The following is a 15,467-nucleotide window of genomic DNA, read 5'->3' on the forward strand; positions in this document are numbered from 1 at the left end:
CCTGCTTGCTTTTTCTTGTATCTGGAAGACCGGATCGGTTAGCGATGGCTTCGCGATGTATCCCAAATTGGCAAAACAGCTTGGGATAAGAGGCGTCCTTGACTATCATTCCGCTGAGTACGTTCTCTTTAGTAAGTAGAAAGTCGTTGGAATGCGTGTGGCGATCTTCCAACCAAGCGGTTTCCTGCGGCGGATGAGCTTATCACACCTTACACCTCACCCGAATACTACATGCCTGCACTAGCATCCTCGGCAACAGCTCCCACGATGAAAGAGGAAACCGACTACCATGACGACACATAAATGTGAAACATGCTTCCGAAAGCTTCTGCAGCACTACATGAAACACTTCAGCGTCCCTCTTCAAGATCGAGGCGATTGTGAGCAGTGTGCCGTTATCAAGCTCTTTCTCCGCCACGCGCTTGGCCGCTGCACCTCGCCAGAGGAATGCGATTCTCGTCAACCTTGGCTGGCCAAAGTTGCCCACAGCGCCGTGCTAGACTATAAAGAAAAGCAAGGCACAATACAAAAACATGAGGTCTCATTTACCTCCCTGTGCAGCGACACCCTCAACCCACTAGACCACGTTCCCGCCCCATCTCCCACTCCCGAAGAGGTGCTAATCGAGACAGAGAGCCGGGCGCAGATGCAACAGGCGGTACAAGAAGCGCTGCAGAGTCTCACCTCAGGTGAACGTCGGCTGCTGATCGATCATTTCCAAAATGATCTTTCCGTTAAAGCCATCGCACAACGAGATGGTCTCTGCGAGCGCACCGTTCAATACCGACTGAAGAGGGCTAGAACGCGCTTCTTAGATTCTCTCGCCCGCCTCTCCAACTCGTAATAAACTTATTCTCCCTATCTCCCAATTCCCCTTGCCGGCTCCTGACATCTCAAAAATAGCGATTTTCCGGTAAAATAGATTCCGCTATGTCAGAAATCTTTGTCAAAAATCTCAACGCTCTCATCGTATCGCGAGTGGCACCACATAGCCCGGCAGCAGAGGCCGGTATTCGCCCGGGCGATCTTCTCAAACGCATCAACGATAAACCGATCCTCGATATCCTCGATTACCGGTTTTACGCTGCCGATGAGTCGCTCCAGCTCACGATTCAACGTGACGGCCAAGAGATGCAAATCGCGCTCTACAAAGAGCCGGAAGAAGACCTTGGCCTGGAATTTGAACACGAATTAGGCGATAAGGTGCATACCTGTAAAAACCGCTGCGTCTTCTGCTTCATTCACCAACAACCCAAAGGCATGCGACGTTCTCTCTATCTCATGGATGATGACTTCCGTCTCTCCTTCATGCACGGCAATTACGTTACCCTTACCAATATTACCGCTCAAGAGTGGGAACGCATTCTTGAACAACGCCTCTCACCCCTCTATGTCTCCGTGCATGCCACCGATCCCATCTTACGCGCCCGCCTTTTGGGCAGAAAAGAGCCGGCACCCATCCTACCCCAGTTGCGCCAATTGGCCGATAACCGCATTGACGTCCACGCACAGATTGTTCTCTGCCCCGATCTCAACGATGGCCCCGCTCTCGACCAAACCCTTGTTGAGCTTGCCGCCGAACATCGTGCGATTACCGGAAAGCGAGCAGGAGTCTGCTCGGTTGCCATTGTTCCTGTAGGGCTTACCCGTTTCCGCTCCAAACTTACACCGCTTCGCTGTGCCGACCGTGACTACGCACGCGCGCTCATCGCGCAGGTGTACCACCATACACGTCGCTTTCGTAAGATGTTAGGCACACGTTTCGCTTGGCTCGGCGACGAGTGGTACTATGTGGCCCAATATCCCTATCCAGGTCGCGCGCACTATGAGGAGTTTCCTCAGCTCGAAGACGGCATCGGCACCATGCGCCTTTTCCTCGAGGAACTGCGCCGCATCACACCACGATTGCCCCGTAAGGCACCCTACCCTGTATCGGCCACCCTCGTTACTGCCGAACTGCCGGCCGCTCAAATCCAACAGATGGCCGACCTTTTCAATCGTATAGAAGGCATCGCCCTGAATGTCTGTGTGGTGAAAAACCATTTCTTCGGGGGCAACATCCATATCGCCGGCCTACTCACCGCACAAGATATCCTTCATCAACTGGCGCAGTTTCCTAGCTGCCGTTCAACGGTATTTATTCCTAGCATCTGTCTACGAGATAACACCCTCTTTCTCGATGATATCACCATCGCACAGGCTCGAGAATCGTCAGGGCTAAATCTGCAGGTTGTAGGCAACTCTCCACGAGCGCTTGCCGCAGCCCTAGGCCTACTTCATCCCAAGTCCTCTTCCCCTCGAACACAGGGTTCGGCTTGGGTTGTAGACGAACAGCTTGCAGAATACCAAATGGCCACATAGACGCTGTGCCAGGACATTATCCAATAAAAATCCGAAAATAGTTTTTAATGTTCATACGTACTCTTTATATGAGGGCCGTCGCCGATGCAGCACGAACCGCTCGAAAGCCGCAAACCAAATCGTAAATTGCGACACAAAGTTCAGTCGCCGCTGTTCTTTAATCGAGAACTGAGCTGGCTTGAATTTAACGCACGTGTGCTTGATGAAGCCAATAACCCCCGCAATCCACTGCTGGAACGATTGAAGTTTCTGGCCATCTTTAGCAGCAATCTCGATGAGTTCTTCATGATCTATGTCTCCGGCATGCGCGAACGGGTGAGCCAAGAGACCGGAAAACTGCCCACCGAACAGAGTTATCTCGACGATCTTCGCGCCATTAAAGCGCGCCTCGAGCCGCTTCTTAAAGCCCAATACGACTGCTATCGTGCTCTTCTTCCTTGCCTAGCCCAACACGGCGTTCATATTGATAGCTATCAAGACCTCGGTGACAAAGAAAAAGCGGAACTAACAACCTACTTTGAAAAACAGGTCTTTCCGGTGCTAACTCCGCTCGCGGTGGACCCCGGCCACCCATTCCCGTACATTTCGAACTTAAGTCTTAGCCTGGCTGTCATCGTACGCGACCCCTACTCACATCAAAAACGCTTCGCACGTGTTAAGGTTCCGGAACCTTCCGCCCTTCCCAGAATGGTGCTTGTTCCAGGCCATCGCTACCGCTACATCTACCTTGAAGAGCTGATCATGGCACATCTGGACAGGCTCTTCGTGGGAATGGAGATACTGGGGGCCTATCCTTTTCGCATCACTCGCAACGCAGACCTCGAGCTTCAAGAGCATGTCGCCACCGACCTGCTGGAGTTTATAGAAGAAGCGCTCGTGCGCCGCCGCTTTGGTGAGGTCGAGCGAGTGGAGTTCACCAGCCAAATGCCCGAAGAGATACGTCGCACGATTATCGCGGGAGTTAAAGCCCTGGAAGAAGAAGTGTATACTGTAGACGGTCCGCTTGCTCTAAATGACCTCATGCCCATCGCCTCGCTCGACATCCCCGAACTGCGTGACCCGCCCTTTACCCCCTCGATCCCTCCCGCCCTGCGCGGTGGCCAAAACCCGTTCGATGCTATTAAAAAACAGGACATTCTGCTGCACCACCCCTATCAGTCATTCGACTGCGTTACCGACTTTCTGCGCGCCGCTGCCGACGACCCTAATGTGCTCACCATCAAGCATACCCTGTACCGTACCAGTGGCGACTCACCTATCCTAAACGCCCTCATGGATGCCGCCCTCAACGGCAAGCAGGTGGCCTGCCTAGTAGAACTTAAAGCGCGTTTCGATGAGGCAAATAACATCACCTGGGCGCGGCAGCTTGAAAACGCAGGCGTGCATGTGGTCTACGGATTGCTTGGCCTTAAGACCCACTGCAAGGTGACTCTCGTCGTGCGTCGGGAGGCAGATGGCCTTCGCCGCTACCTCCATGTCGGCACGGGAAACTATAACCCCCGTACCGCTACCGTCTACACCGATATCGGGCTTCTTACCTGCGACGACGATTTCGGTGCCGATGCTACCGAGCTTTTTAACTACCTTACCGGTTACTCACATCAGAAGAACTACCGCCGCTTCCTCGTCGCTCCAATCAATCTCCGATCTCGACTACTGGAGCTTATTGAACGCGAAATATCCGTTCACCGTGCAGACACCCCAGGGCGCATTATCGCAAAAATGAATGCGCTTGTAGACCCCGAGATCATCCAAAGCCTCTATCGAGCCTCTCAAGCAGGCGTTCAGATTGACCTCATCGTGCGCGGCATGTGCTGCCTCCGCCCAGGAGTGCCAGGGCTATCTGAAAACATCCGAGTCATCAGCATCGTCGGGCGCTTCCTCGAACATAGCCGAATTTTCTACTTCCGCAATGGCGGAAACGAAGACCTCTATATCGGCAGCGCAGATTGGATGCCGCGTAATCTTGATCGCCGCATCGAGGTTGTCGTTCCTATCCTCGACCCAAACAACCGTAAAGAGCTTCTGGAGGTCCTCCAAATAATGCTCGAGGATAACATGCAAGCCTGGGACCTCCATCCCGATGGATGCTACACGCGCCGACACCCGGCGCTTGGGGAAGCCGAAAGAAGCTCACAACGTATCTTGCTACAGCGATTAGCCAATGTATAGGAGCGCCACCCCATGTCTCTCACACCCCGTGAACGACAGGAGCAGTGGGAACTAAGCTATCTCGCCCCTTGGGCGGCTAAGGCCGCTCTCTCGCGGGGGCGCGAAAAGCCGGAACCGCCCGACTCCGTCCGCACGGCCTTTCAGCGAGATCGCGATCGCATTCTCCATTCCAAAGCGTTCCGGCGCCTGAAACATAAAACGCAGGTCTTTATTGATCCAGAAGAAGATCACTACCGTACGCGATTAACCCATACCCTCGAAGTCGCCCAAATAGCCCGCACCATCGCCCGCGCCCTGCGGCTGAACGAAGACCTTACCGAGGCCATCGCCCTCGCCCATGACCTAGGACATCCCCCATTTGGCCACGCCGGCGAGGAGGCCCTCGATGCCGCCTATCGTGAGTTCGTTCCCGATGCAGGCTTCCGCCATTATGAGCAGAGCCTGCGCGTGGTGGAACTGCTAGAATACAGAACGGACTTCGTGCCCGAAGAAAATACCGATCCCTCTGACGGAACCCCTAAGCAGCCCGGCTTGAATTTAACTTGGGAGGTAAAAGACGGCATTGCAAGGCATAGTAAAGGGAAGGCCGACCTTAGTCAGGAAACAGACCTGCCCACTACCCTAGAAGGTAAAGTCGTTCGGATTGCCGATCGGGTGGCCTACATCAATCACGATATAGACGACGCCATCCGGGCAAAAGTCATCACCTACTCCGATCTGCCCCAAGATATCATGAAAACGTTGGGGCGTTCTTATTCACAGCGCATTGCCAGAATGGTGGAGGATATCGTGCTTACAAGCTCCGACCGTCCCGACGTCACAATGTCTGCAGCGATGTCGGAGTGCGTTGATCGCCTCAAAGACTTCATGTTCGAGCGTGTCTATTGGAACGCGGCTAAGGGGAACGAGGATTTAAGGAAAGCTCAGCACGTCATCCGCGCGCTTTTCCACCTGTATATGGAGCAACCGGAGCTTATGAAAGGCGAGACGCATCTACGTGACTGCTCGCCAGCCGAACGTGCCCAGTACGTATGCGACTTCATAGCCGGCATGACCGACCGCTACGCCGTTTCCCGCTTCGTGGCCCACTTCGTTCCCAAACCTATTCGACGTGACGGAATGCCTACTTCTTAGCCGGCGCAGTTGTCGTCCCTGAGGAACTCGAGTTAGATGTTGTAGCCGACAGCTTGGCCGCACGCTCCTTAGCCTGCATGATGATGGTGTTCACCGATTCAGCCGGAACCAAAAAAACCTGTCCGAATCCCCCTCCGCTAAACAGACGCTGCATGAACTGCATTCCCATACCGCCTGAATCGGTCTCCACCACCGTCGGAGCCAGTGTGGTAAGAATGCCTAAAGGCTTCCCACTTAGATTGTACACGGGTAGACCTATCGGCAGACCGGCTCCATCCAGCAGATAGGCATGACGAGGAATCTGTATCTCTCCGCAAACCGTGGTTATATGAAAATAGGGAGCGTAATCGTATCCCTTGCTCAGACGCGAGAAGAGTATCACCTTCTCCCCCAAGGCAGGCTGCACGCCGTGGCTCATGTCCACCGCCTCTAACTTCTTTCCTTGCAGATCGGTAATTTGGATGAAAGTAAGCCCTAAGATGGTATCGGTAGCGACCAGTTTAGCGCTGTAATCTTTCTGATCATGACCGACCGTTACCTTGAAGTCGGTAGGAATGGTTTTTGACTTAAAATCGGGGTTATCCCCACCCCCTCCAATATTGCCGAAAAAGCTACCAAAGTCAAACGAGTAGCTGCTAGTTGCCAGCATCACAAGCCCATCCGGCGATACGACCACGCCTGTGGTCTCTGTTTTCCCCTCCGAGGTTGACGACTGCCCTTCCGCGCTCACCTGAGTCTTGTAAACGATCTTTACCGTGACGAGCGCTGGGGTCAGTGATTGCAAAAGCTGCACAGGGTTTTGTGCCTCCTGTGCTGTCGGCGAGGCATTTTCTGGTGTCTGTTGAGCGTAAGCACTGCCTAGAAAGCCCGCAAACGCAGCGAACACAACACAGTGTCCGATAAGGTTTGTTATGATGTGACGAATCAACATCGCCTCCCGCCTCCTCCCTCTACCCTAGTTTAAATGAGCCCAGTCCGGCTGGATAAACACAAAATACGTCAACGCACCACGATGCACAAATAAGGTTACCACCTTCGGCTTGCGCGACACAACTTCCGACATCACCCGCTTGAAACTGCCGACGTCCTCAATAGGTTGCCCGTTTACCGATAAGATGATATCGTCTACATTTAAGCCGGCAATGTTTGCCCATCCTCCTTCCGTCGTGTCCGTTACGATAACACCCTTCTGATCCAGCGGTAAATGACGCTCGATCCGATCAAAAAGCGTTAAATCCCTCACCGTAAACTCAAAGGTCTTCTCTTGATACGATGCAACCTCCGACGCTGAACTGGGCGATGCTTGTAAAGTGACCCCGATCTCAAGCGGCTTGCCCCCTCGCAAAATACCTAACGTTGCCTTGCTTCCAACATCCAAATTCTCAATGGCATGGGTTAACATCTCCTCATCTTGTGGGCGTGAAGCCTCTAAGCGCTGCCCGTTTAAAGAGGTTATAATATCGCCAACGCGTAGCCCAGCCTCACTCGCGTTGGTTCCTGGAAAGACCTCCGTTACCAAAAACCCCTGCGTACCGGGAACATGCAGTACCTCCGCAATCTCCGGAGTCACCACCTCCGTGCGTACCCCAAGCCAAGCATGAGGAAGCTCAAAATCGTTGCCGGATGTCTCCGGCCTCTCCATGCGCAACACGCTTAAGCAACTTTGGTTCTGCCGCAAATAGGCCACCACCAATCGCCCCTGCTGCTTATCTGCCTTCACCACCTGTTCCAACGCCGCTAAATTCGGCGTCGGCTTCCCATCCACCGCCCGAATCACATCTCCTACGGCAAGCTTTGGCTGCGAGTTGTCCGCCGGATACCCCGGACGTATCCCCGTTACCATCAACCCGTTCGTATCCGGCAGATGGTTAAGCAGGGCCATCATGGGGGTGATCGAACGAACGGTAAGCCCTAAATCCGCTACCTCGCTCTCATGACCCAAATAGGGCTGCATCGGCGCCACAACCGTATGCAGCGTAAGAACTTTGCCTTGCCGCAGCACCCGCAAGCTCACCCGCGTGCCGGGTTTTATGGCCGTTACCTGCTGATAAAGTAGTGGCACCTGCTCCAAGAATCGAATGTTAGTGGGTACTCCATTAATGCTTAACAGCACATCCCCAGGCCTTAACCCGGCCTCTGCTGCCGGCGATTTCGGAATAACGGCGGCAACTAATGTGCCCGTCTTACGACCTAACTTATCTACCGGCAACGGCTCAAATCCCAAGTACCCACGAATCACTTTCCCGTGCGCAAGCACCTGCTCGAATACTCGTCGCACGAGATTGGAAGGAATTGCAAAACCTACACCGCTACCTCCTAACTCGTTAATCCCCACGACCTCGCCTTGCATGTTCACTAAAGGTCCGCCGGAATTCCCAGGCAAAATGAGGGCATCATGCTGAATCCACCGCGTTAAAAGCCCCGTCTGCTGCCCGCTATCCAACTCAACCTGCTCAATGCGACTCCCGGTAAAATCCGTAAACACACGCTGCGTGTTAGAGACGATCCCTAAGGTCATCGAAGAGGACAGCATCAATGGGTTGCCCATAGCCAGCACAAAATCGCCCACATGCAGATCATCCGAATTTCCTAAAACGGCATAGTGCAGCGGCGCCTTCGGGTTGGCTCGCTGGTTAAGGTTCAACTTCAAGATGCTGATGTCGGTAAGTGGGTCATCATAGATATCCTTGGCCTCTACCCGTTCCCCATCGGTAAGGGTACATTCGATATACGTCGTATGCCCCGCTACGTGGTAGTTGGTAATAACATAGCCGTCTGGGCTGATGATAACGCCGCTGCCTCCTGCTAGATCGCGCTGCGCCCGACCACTATCGTAATAGCGATAGACAACAAGGATATTCACCAAGGCCGGATACACTCGCGCCTTGGCAAAGGCGATCTCCCTATGCAGGGTGTCTATGAGTTCCACCTTGTGGCGCACCACCGATGCAGGCATCCCTCCCCTCACCGGACGTGCGTCGCTAGATGCGACTCCATAGCCTAATAGCAAACTACCCAAAATGAACCCGATAAGATACCGCTTCATCATCCCTTCCCTTCTCTCCCTACGAACCGCACTCTTACGCCGATTCTACCAAAGGAGCAAGAGCCTGATAGCAGCGCCGCACCACGTCATCCACCTTCTCCAACGGAAAGTCCTTTGTTCCTACAATCTCAAGCGTGAGATACTTCAGATCGGGCTTCTTTTTGAACGCTGCGATGATCGCCGGTAAATTCATGGCTCCTCCTCCAGGTATCTGGTCTTCCACCGAGCCGATCGGCTTCTCACGCCCTTTCGTGTCGCGAATGCGGGCTGTACAAAGGTAAGGTAAGAGCGATGGGATCGTCTCCTCAGGGTTTTCCTGCTCCGGTGTGCGCCAAAGATGCGATGCATCCACATTCAAACCGATGTAGTTCGGGTCTACATGTTCCATAAGCCGCAAAGCGGTGCGCGTGGAGTAGACCGCACAGTTCACATGTGGCTTGATACTGATCTTTACCCCGGTCTCCCGCACCACACGCGATAACTCGTTCAGCAAGTTTACAACGGTTTTGAACGATTCCTCGTCATCAGAGACGCCACCAGAACCGGTGGTGATGGCCGGCGCTCCTAAAACACTGCCCACCTCCATGAGGCGAATAAAGCGTTGTCGCGCATCAGGGTTTAGTAGATTTGTGCTGGCTCCAATCGACTCCAAAGCTAAGCCGCTGTCGGAAATTTTGCGGCCCAGCTCCTTGAGCAACGTTGGAGATTGATAGACCTCCTGCGAAAGATGATCCCCCATTCCGGGTATCGCCGCCAGCTCAATAGCCCGGTACCCTAACCGTGAGATATGCTCCAAAGCTACCTCCACAGGGAAACCACCGTATAGCAACGTACTGCATCCAAGTTCCATCGTTTTTCTTTCCTCTTCTAATAGACTCTCGTTCAGTTCACTTCGTTGCGGTTATGTGGGAATATACGTTCCCCTCTTAGAAGATTCCTGCCCCTCTCCATTCCCTGCTTCGTGAAGTTTCTACGGAGGCTTCTGCCGATGAGGTTCCTCACCTAGCCGCGTGGTATACTTAGGGCATGAAACGTATCTTGCTTGTTCCCGACGGCGCTGCGGACGAACCGCTAGAGATACTCGATCACCGTACCCCGTTACAGGTGGCACAAACGCCCTACCTCGACGAGCTTGCCCGGGCCGGTATGGTGGGCACAGTTCAAGTGACCCCGCCCGACATGTACCCCGGCAGCGATGCGGCGAATATGGCTTTGCTTAGTTATGACCCCAAACGCTACTATACCGGTCGAGGCCCCATCGAGGCGGCCGCAATGGGGATTCCTCTCGGGAAAGAGGATGTGGCTTTTCGCTGTTCGCTCATCTCTACCGACGGAAAGCAGCTCGTAGACTACAGCGCCGGCCATATCACCACCGAAGAGGCGCGTCCCCTTATCGAGTGGGTTAATGAACGTCTTGCTACCCCCTCCCGTCGCCTCTACCCCGGAGTGAGCTATCGGCATATTCTGGTCTGGAAAAATGGCCCGGCACACGCCCAAACGGCCCTCCCCCATGAAAATATGGGCAGGGCACTTCAGGAAATCTATCCAACAGGCGAAGGGGCCGAACAGCTTCGACAGTTCATTGTGGAATCTTATGCTTTGCTAGATAATCACCCCTTTAATCAACAACGCCGTGCCGAAGGCAAACCACCCGCCAACATGCTCTGGCCTTGGAGCCCCGGTAAGACTCCCGAACTAACACCCTTTCCTCATCTCCATGGCACTACCGGCGCCGTTATAGCCGCCGTAGATGTCATCAGAGGTCTCGGCCGCTTGGCCGGCCTCGAAGTAGTCCATGTTCCCGGAGCAACTGGCTACTTCGATACCGACTACGCCGCCAAAGGCCGCTATGCGCTCGCTGCGCTTCAACGCCATGACTTCGTTTGGGTACACCTGGAAGCGCCAGATGAGGCTGGCCACCAGGCAAATGTTGAAGAGAAGATTCGGGCCATAGAAAACTTCGACCGTTTGATCGTTGGTACCCTTGTGGAAGGGCTTCGAGGCAAGGAACCCTTTCGCCTCTTGTGCGCCCCCGATCACAAAACCCCTATCTCTACCCGAGGGCACGCAAAAGGTCCCGTCCCCTTTCTCTTCTTCGATTCCCAACGGACGTCCCAACCGCCTAACCTCATCATGTTCGACGAAAACGCACTTACCCAAGCCTCTGTCCATATCAAAGAGGGTTGGAAACTTATCCATCTACTCTTCGACGATGCCTAGACACCTCGAGTATAGGGACCTAAACTCTAGGGACAATATTGCCGCTTTGGCCTACCAACGAAAGTCCACAGCCTGTAAAAAGGCTCTTGCGAGCACCATGTGGCCAAGAGGGTTTGGGTGAACCCTGTCCCACGCGATCGAGGCAGGATAGGAGTAACGCATTACCTCGTCAAAAGCCGCTTGCGTATCCACAAAGTAAGCACCGTGCTTTTCCGCGATGCCTCGTACAATCGCCCCGTACCTATCCATCATAGCACGCATCGCATCTTCCCGATTCGGCTCGATGTAGAAGGGGGTCATCAGCACCAGCCCACGCAGCAACGGCTTGGTTTGCACAACAAGCTCCTCTAGTGTTTCTTCATACTCCTCAGCGTAGACATGAAGGGTGGGGTTCAACGGTGCGTCGAACTGGCGCCATACATCGTTGATCCCAATCATAATCGAAAGCCAGTCAGGCCTCAACTCGAGAACATCGCTCTGCCATCGCGCCTTTAGATCGCGCACCGTGTTGCCACTTACCCCCATATTGATTACCCGAATCTGCCTATCGGGATAGACAGCCCCAAGCAGAGCATCCACATAACAGACGTAACCTTGCCCTAATCCTCCGAAGGCGCGCTCCCCCACCGGGCGCGCACGACCGGCATCGGTAATCGAATCTCCGATCATAAGCAGCGTCTGGCCTGTTTCTATTTTCATAGGCGACCTCCATGCAACGTTATCGTTCCTGTTATTCCGACATGGAAGCCGCAACTTCCTGCCCGCGCGAAGCGTAAACCAATACGAACACCGATTATCTTGAATTCAAGATAATTTTCATGGAGGCTTTTTCGATGGAACTCTATCCCACTCACAACGACCTGCCACAGGCAACCCGAGAACAGATCATTGAGCTACTCAACGCCCGTCTTGCCGATGCCATAGACCTCTACACCCAAACCAAGCAAGCGCATTGGAACGTAAAAGGCCCCTCTTTTATCGCGCTGCATGAGCTTTTCGACGATGTCGCCGAAGCCGTTGAAGACTATGCCGATCTCCTTGCCGAACGTGCCGTGCAACTCGGTGGTGTCGCTCTAGGTACCGCCCGTATCGCTGCAGAAAAATCTTCCCTCTACGAATATCCTCTCAGCATCACAACCGGGCGAGAACATGTGGAAGCTCTTGCAAGTGCACTTGGCGCCTATGGTCACCTCGTGCGTCGCGCTATAGATGTTTGCGACGGCCTTGGCGATAAGGATACGGCCGACATCTTTACGGAGATATCCCGCGGTATAGACAAATACACCTGGTTCGTAGAAGCTCATCTGCAGGCCGAAAAGTAAGTTCCGCTTGCCTATGGACTCCGATATCGAACGCGCGCTTAAGCTTTTTGTTGTTCTCGCTCGCTGCCATAACAGCATCATGAGCTTGACCCATCACCACCTACGGCAGCGAGGCCTTAGTATTAGTGAATTCGGAGTTCTGGAAGTGCTCTATCACAAAGGGCCGCTTTCACTAGGTGAAATTGCCCAGAAAGTTTTGCTGAAATCGGGCAGCTTCACCTATGTGGTAAACCGACTTGTCACTAAAGGGCTTGTCTGCTGTAGTCCTTGCCCTCAAGACAAACGCAAACGCTACGCTCAGCTAACCCCGAAGGGAAGGGAACTTATAGAGCATCTCTTCCCGCTTCACGCACAGATCGTATACCAAGCGATGAACCCGCTAAGCGCTGATGAGCAAGAGGAGGCTACCCGACTGCTCAAGCGCCTAGGGCTTGCTGCAGCAGAACAAGTTAGAAACCTTCCCTAGCTCTATCTCAGATGTCTAGAATATCAAGGGAGAAGAAAGGAGTGAAAAGAGGCAGTGTCTGCACCGAATGTATTGATTGTGTTCTATTCTCGTAACGGCTCTACAGAAAAACTGGCACTCGCTGTCGCAGAAGGAGCCCGCGCAGAAGGGGCCGAAGTGCGCATTCGCCGTGTACGGGATTTTGTGCCGGAAGAGATCATTCAGCGAGTACCGGGTTGGGCAGAAAATCGCGACCGTATGTACGCCCTGTATGAGGCGCCAACGGAGGCCGACGTGGAGTGGGCCGACGCCATTGTGTTCGGCACTCCCACCCGCTTCGGAAACGTCTCTGCTGAACTAAAAGCGTTCGTGGATAGCCTAGGAGGGCTTTGGTTCCAGGGAAAACTAAACGGCAAGGTTGGCAGCGCCTTCAATTCCACCCAAACAACCCATGGTGGCAACGAAAGCACCAACCTAAGTATGTACAACTTCATGGCCCATCTGGGGCTGATCATTGTGCCAACCGGCTACGCCGACCCTGTCATGTTCCAAGGAGGCACACCCTATGGAGCCACGCATATCTCCGGCCCCCAAGGCAATCCGCCAGGTGAAAATGCTCTTGCTGCCGCACGCTTTCAAGGGAGAAGAGTAACCCAGGTTGCTCGTGCCTTAAAAGCGGCAAAGATCGGTTAGAAAGGAGCGCTACGATGCTGTGGAATACCCTTGCTCCCAAAGAAAAACAGGAAGCGTTCGCCCTGTTATCTATTCGCCTGGCGTCTGCCGCTGCGTTTCTCTATCACGGCACGCATATTCTGGGGATTATCGGCGGCCCCGGCATTCAGGGTTTTGCCGAATTTACCCACTTACCGGTTCCCATCGCCTTTCTTGTGGGATTGGGTCAACTTTGTGGCGGGCTTGCCATGCTTACCGGCGTGCTTGCCCGCCTTGGTGGGGCCGTGATTAGCATCATCATGCTCGGAGCCATTGTCCTTGTGCACTGGCACAACGGCTTCGACATCAGTAAACAAGGCTACGAGTACGCGCTCACCCAACTCCTCATCGGTGTGGCCATTCTCATCCGCGGTGCCGGTCCCATCTCCCTTGTGGAATGGTTTCGTGCAAAGCCGGCCTCGCCATCGAATTAGCTGCACCCTCATCGCCCAAAATCAGGGGGCCTCCTTAGAGGCCCCCTTCAACTTTCCGACGGCAAAAAACCTTACGGCTCTTGCCCAGGCCCCAACGGCATAATCTGATTGGGCACGATGTCTTTATCCGTAATGGGCTGCAAGCCTAAGATTTGATCCCGCGACAGCTTGTAGGTGATCATGATAAGCCGCCGAGGCTGAGAAGGCGGATAGATATCCTTAGGAGGCGTATGTCCGTCCCAAATCGGAATGGTTTTTCCATCCCAATTAGGCCCCGTACCCCCGAAGCCATCTATCATCTTCGTGCCCAGCATTGTAGGTGTGTTATCTACAACCACATGAGCCGCATTGCTATCCGTCATACCCTCCCCGCTCCATCCGAAACGATCTTGAAGGTGTGGGGCGGTCGTGCGCGGGTCATAGCTCAGTACTAACCGATAGTACTCATGCGCAAAGCTGTACATCTTGGGGTCTTTACTCATATCTATCTCACGCTCGAACTCCGCCTTGCGTACAGCGATGGAATCCATCATGATCGTCTGGTTTGGGTCAACCGCAAATGCGGTGGTAGTGTTGCTCACAATGTGCGGCTTGTAGTCCCAATCTTCAAGCAGCACGTCAATCCGGGCACCATCGGCAGCATTGAAATAGCCTTTGATATCGAGAACTTTCGGTCGTTTCACCGTCACGGTCGCCGAGAAGCTAACGTCCCAAGGACCGGGCTTGCTGCTACCCCCGAAAGGCCACTCCACACCTGGGTAAGGCGATGTGTTCACATGATCGTGGTTTATGCTGGTATACCGGTCGAAATACCGCTGATAGTCCTCGGCGCGATTGTGCAGCTCCGCTTGGTGAAGCTCGAAGTCGGCAAAGTCCTTCGTTCGACCTCCACGTTGCTTCAAACGCTGGGTGCTGATCTGTATCGCCTGATCCCAAACGGCAATCGCGTCAGGAATGCGCCCCATCCGCTCGTAAGTATGCGCAAGAATATGCCATACCTTTAACGGAGCCCCATAGGGATAGTCGTCCGCATCTACCTCTTTATTGGCAGGCGTATTAATGGCATCTTGGAAGGCCTCTGCCGCGATGGCGTAGTTCTTAATCTTATCGAAATTCTCCCACCCCTTCTCAAACTTCACGTCATAGATACGAGGGTTGTTACGAATGCCCTCGTTGAGCAGAGCCTCCGAGGGTGCGATGTAGCGTCTATCAGAACGTTCCCCGGTGGAGTCGGTAAAGTTATATGCCATGTGCCATGCCCCGGTCACGTAAACGTTGGCGGCGTGAGGATCAAGCCACGTGATGATGCGGACTAAAGGCAAAATGGCATCGTAGTCCCCACTGTGGAAGAACTCATCACAACGAACCCATAGCAGTCCGGCTGCAGCCTCGCGAAACCCTAACAAAGGCAGCAACAGAAACTCGCTATTGAGGCCCCCAAGGGCTAAGGCCTCATTGCGTTCTGTCTTATCGAGTTGCATGCGGTAGGGATCAACAGCTACATGCTGTACGATTCCCGCCAATATCAACAGCACCACAATAAAGACGATGAGGCCTCTGCCGCGACGCTGCACGTCCGCAGGAATAATTTTTGCCGGTCGCTTCTCTGTTACTGCAGCCAT

At 53.8% G+C, this 15,467-nt stretch carries 14 protein-coding genes; 9 read left to right on the forward strand and 5 right to left on the reverse strand.

What is annotated here, in order from left to right:
• Positions 1–289 precede the first annotated feature (289 nt).
• The 4 genes from VKV18_RS09780 to VKV18_RS09795 all read left to right on the forward strand — a co-directional run bounded on the left by VKV18_RS09780 (position 290) and on the right by VKV18_RS09795 (position 5,667).
• Positions 290–844, forward strand: coding sequence for a sigma-70 family RNA polymerase sigma factor (locus VKV18_RS09780; protein ID WP_324204023.1), 555 nt, complete (start codon positions 290–292; stop codon positions 842–844).
• Positions 845–930: 86 nt separating this feature from the next.
• Positions 931–2,361, forward strand: a complete 1,431-nt coding sequence (locus VKV18_RS09785) for a DUF512 domain-containing protein (protein WP_324204024.1) — start codon at positions 931–933, stop codon at positions 2,359–2,361.
• 84 nt (positions 2,362–2,445) lie between these two features.
• Entirely contained in the window at positions 2,446–4,533 is a 2,088-nt protein-coding gene (gene ppk1 / locus VKV18_RS09790; RefSeq protein ID WP_324204025.1) for a polyphosphate kinase 1, read from the forward strand.
• A gap of 12 nt (positions 4,534–4,545) precedes the next feature.
• A complete protein-coding gene (locus VKV18_RS09795; protein ID WP_324204026.1) occupies positions 4,546–5,667 on the forward strand; it encodes a deoxyguanosinetriphosphate triphosphohydrolase in 1,122 nt (373 codons plus the stop codon).
• On the opposite strand, the gene VKV18_RS09800 is transcribed toward VKV18_RS09795, so the two are convergent.
• From VKV18_RS09800 to VKV18_RS09810, 3 genes are read right to left on the reverse strand one after another with little or no spacing between them, the layout of a single operon-like run.
• The gene (locus VKV18_RS09800) at positions 5,657–6,598 is read right to left on the reverse strand and encodes a hypothetical protein (RefSeq protein WP_324204027.1); all 942 of its coding nucleotides are present in this window, start codon (positions 6,596–6,598) and stop codon (positions 5,657–5,659) included. The two genes, VKV18_RS09795 and VKV18_RS09800, sit on opposite strands and share 11 nt — an antisense overlap.
• 24 nt (positions 6,599–6,622) lie before the next feature.
• The gene (locus VKV18_RS09805; protein ID WP_324204028.1) at positions 6,623–8,716 is read right to left on the reverse strand and encodes a PDZ domain-containing protein; all 2,094 of its coding nucleotides are present in this window, start codon (positions 8,714–8,716) and stop codon (positions 6,623–6,625) included.
• A 31-nt stretch (positions 8,717–8,747) separates the two neighbouring features.
• Positions 8,748–9,563 carry a sugar phosphate isomerase/epimerase gene (locus VKV18_RS09810; protein ID WP_324204029.1) on the reverse strand — a complete coding sequence of 272 codons (816 nt, stop codon included), beginning with the start codon at positions 9,561–9,563 and terminating at the stop codon, positions 8,748–8,750.
• Between the two features lie 176 nt (positions 9,564–9,739).
• On the opposite strand from VKV18_RS09810, the gene VKV18_RS09815 reads away from it, so the two are divergent.
• The gene (locus VKV18_RS09815) at positions 9,740–10,933 is read left to right on the forward strand and encodes a cofactor-independent phosphoglycerate mutase (RefSeq protein ID WP_324204030.1); all 1,194 of its coding nucleotides are present in this window, start codon (positions 9,740–9,742) and stop codon (positions 10,931–10,933) included.
• A gap of 51 nt (positions 10,934–10,984) precedes the next feature.
• On the opposite strand, the gene VKV18_RS09820 is transcribed toward VKV18_RS09815, so the two are convergent.
• Complete coding sequence (locus VKV18_RS09820; RefSeq protein WP_324204031.1) at positions 10,985–11,632, reverse strand: SGNH/GDSL hydrolase family protein; 648 nt, start codon at positions 11,630–11,632, stop codon at positions 10,985–10,987.
• Positions 11,633–11,766: 134 nt separating this feature from the next.
• On the opposite strand from VKV18_RS09820, the gene dps reads away from it, so the two are divergent.
• From dps to VKV18_RS09840, 4 genes are read left to right on the forward strand one after another with little or no spacing between them, the layout of a single operon-like run.
• Positions 11,767–12,255, forward strand: coding sequence for a DNA starvation/stationary phase protection protein Dps (gene dps, locus VKV18_RS09825; RefSeq protein ID WP_324204032.1), 489 nt, complete (start codon positions 11,767–11,769; stop codon positions 12,253–12,255).
• A gap of 13 nt (positions 12,256–12,268) precedes the next feature.
• The gene (locus VKV18_RS09830) at positions 12,269–12,721 is read left to right on the forward strand and encodes a MarR family transcriptional regulator (RefSeq protein ID WP_324204033.1); all 453 of its coding nucleotides are present in this window, start codon (positions 12,269–12,271) and stop codon (positions 12,719–12,721) included.
• A gap of 54 nt (positions 12,722–12,775) precedes the next feature.
• Complete coding sequence (gene wrbA, locus VKV18_RS09835; RefSeq protein ID WP_324204034.1) at positions 12,776–13,393, forward strand: NAD(P)H:quinone oxidoreductase; 618 nt, start codon at positions 12,776–12,778, stop codon at positions 13,391–13,393.
• Between the two features lie 14 nt (positions 13,394–13,407).
• Entirely contained in the window at positions 13,408–13,845 is a 438-nt protein-coding gene (locus VKV18_RS09840) for a DoxX family protein (RefSeq protein WP_324204035.1), read from the forward strand.
• Between the two features lie 71 nt (positions 13,846–13,916).
• Here VKV18_RS09840 and VKV18_RS09845 read toward each other — a convergent pair whose 3' ends face one another.
• Positions 13,917–15,467 (reverse strand): hypothetical protein, encoded by a 1,551-nt coding sequence (locus VKV18_RS09845; protein WP_324204036.1) that lies wholly within the window; start codon positions 15,465–15,467, stop codon positions 13,917–13,919.

This window comes from Chthonomonas sp., assembly GCF_035294505.1.
Taxonomy (GTDB): domain Bacteria; phylum Armatimonadota; class Chthonomonadetes; order Chthonomonadales; family Chthonomonadaceae; genus Chthonomonas.

Coding starts and splice junctions, on each gene's coding strand:
- VKV18_RS09840 (WP_324204035.1), top strand. CDS start 13,408: ATGCTGTGGAATACCCTTGCTCCCAAAGAAAAACAGGAAGCGTTCGCC.
- VKV18_RS09805 (WP_324204028.1), bottom strand. CDS start 8,716: ATGATGAAGCGGTATCTTATCGGGTTCATTTTGGGTAGTTTGCTATTA.
- VKV18_RS09845 (WP_324204036.1), bottom strand. CDS start 15,467: ATGGCTGCAGTAACAGAGAAGCGACCGGCAAAAATTATTCCTGCGGAC.
- VKV18_RS09820 (WP_324204031.1), bottom strand. CDS start 11,632: ATGAAAATAGAAACAGGCCAGACGCTGCTTATGATCGGAGATTCGATT.
- VKV18_RS09815 (WP_324204030.1), top strand. CDS start 9,740: ATGAAACGTATCTTGCTTGTTCCCGACGGCGCTGCGGACGAACCGCTA.
- VKV18_RS09780 (WP_324204023.1), top strand. CDS start 290: ATGACGACACATAAATGTGAAACATGCTTCCGAAAGCTTCTGCAGCAC.
- VKV18_RS09795 (WP_324204026.1), top strand. CDS start 4,546: ATGTCTCTCACACCCCGTGAACGACAGGAGCAGTGGGAACTAAGCTAT.
- VKV18_RS09785 (WP_324204024.1), top strand. CDS start 931: ATGTCAGAAATCTTTGTCAAAAATCTCAACGCTCTCATCGTATCGCGA.
- VKV18_RS09810 (WP_324204029.1), bottom strand. CDS start 9,563: ATGGAACTTGGATGCAGTACGTTGCTATACGGTGGTTTCCCTGTGGAG.
- ppk1 (WP_324204025.1), top strand. CDS start 2,446: ATGCAGCACGAACCGCTCGAAAGCCGCAAACCAAATCGTAAATTGCGA.
- VKV18_RS09800 (WP_324204027.1), bottom strand. CDS start 6,598: ATGTTGATTCGTCACATCATAACAAACCTTATCGGACACTGTGTTGTG.
- VKV18_RS09830 (WP_324204033.1), top strand. CDS start 12,269: ATGGACTCCGATATCGAACGCGCGCTTAAGCTTTTTGTTGTTCTCGCT.
- dps (WP_324204032.1), top strand. CDS start 11,767: ATGGAACTCTATCCCACTCACAACGACCTGCCACAGGCAACCCGAGAA.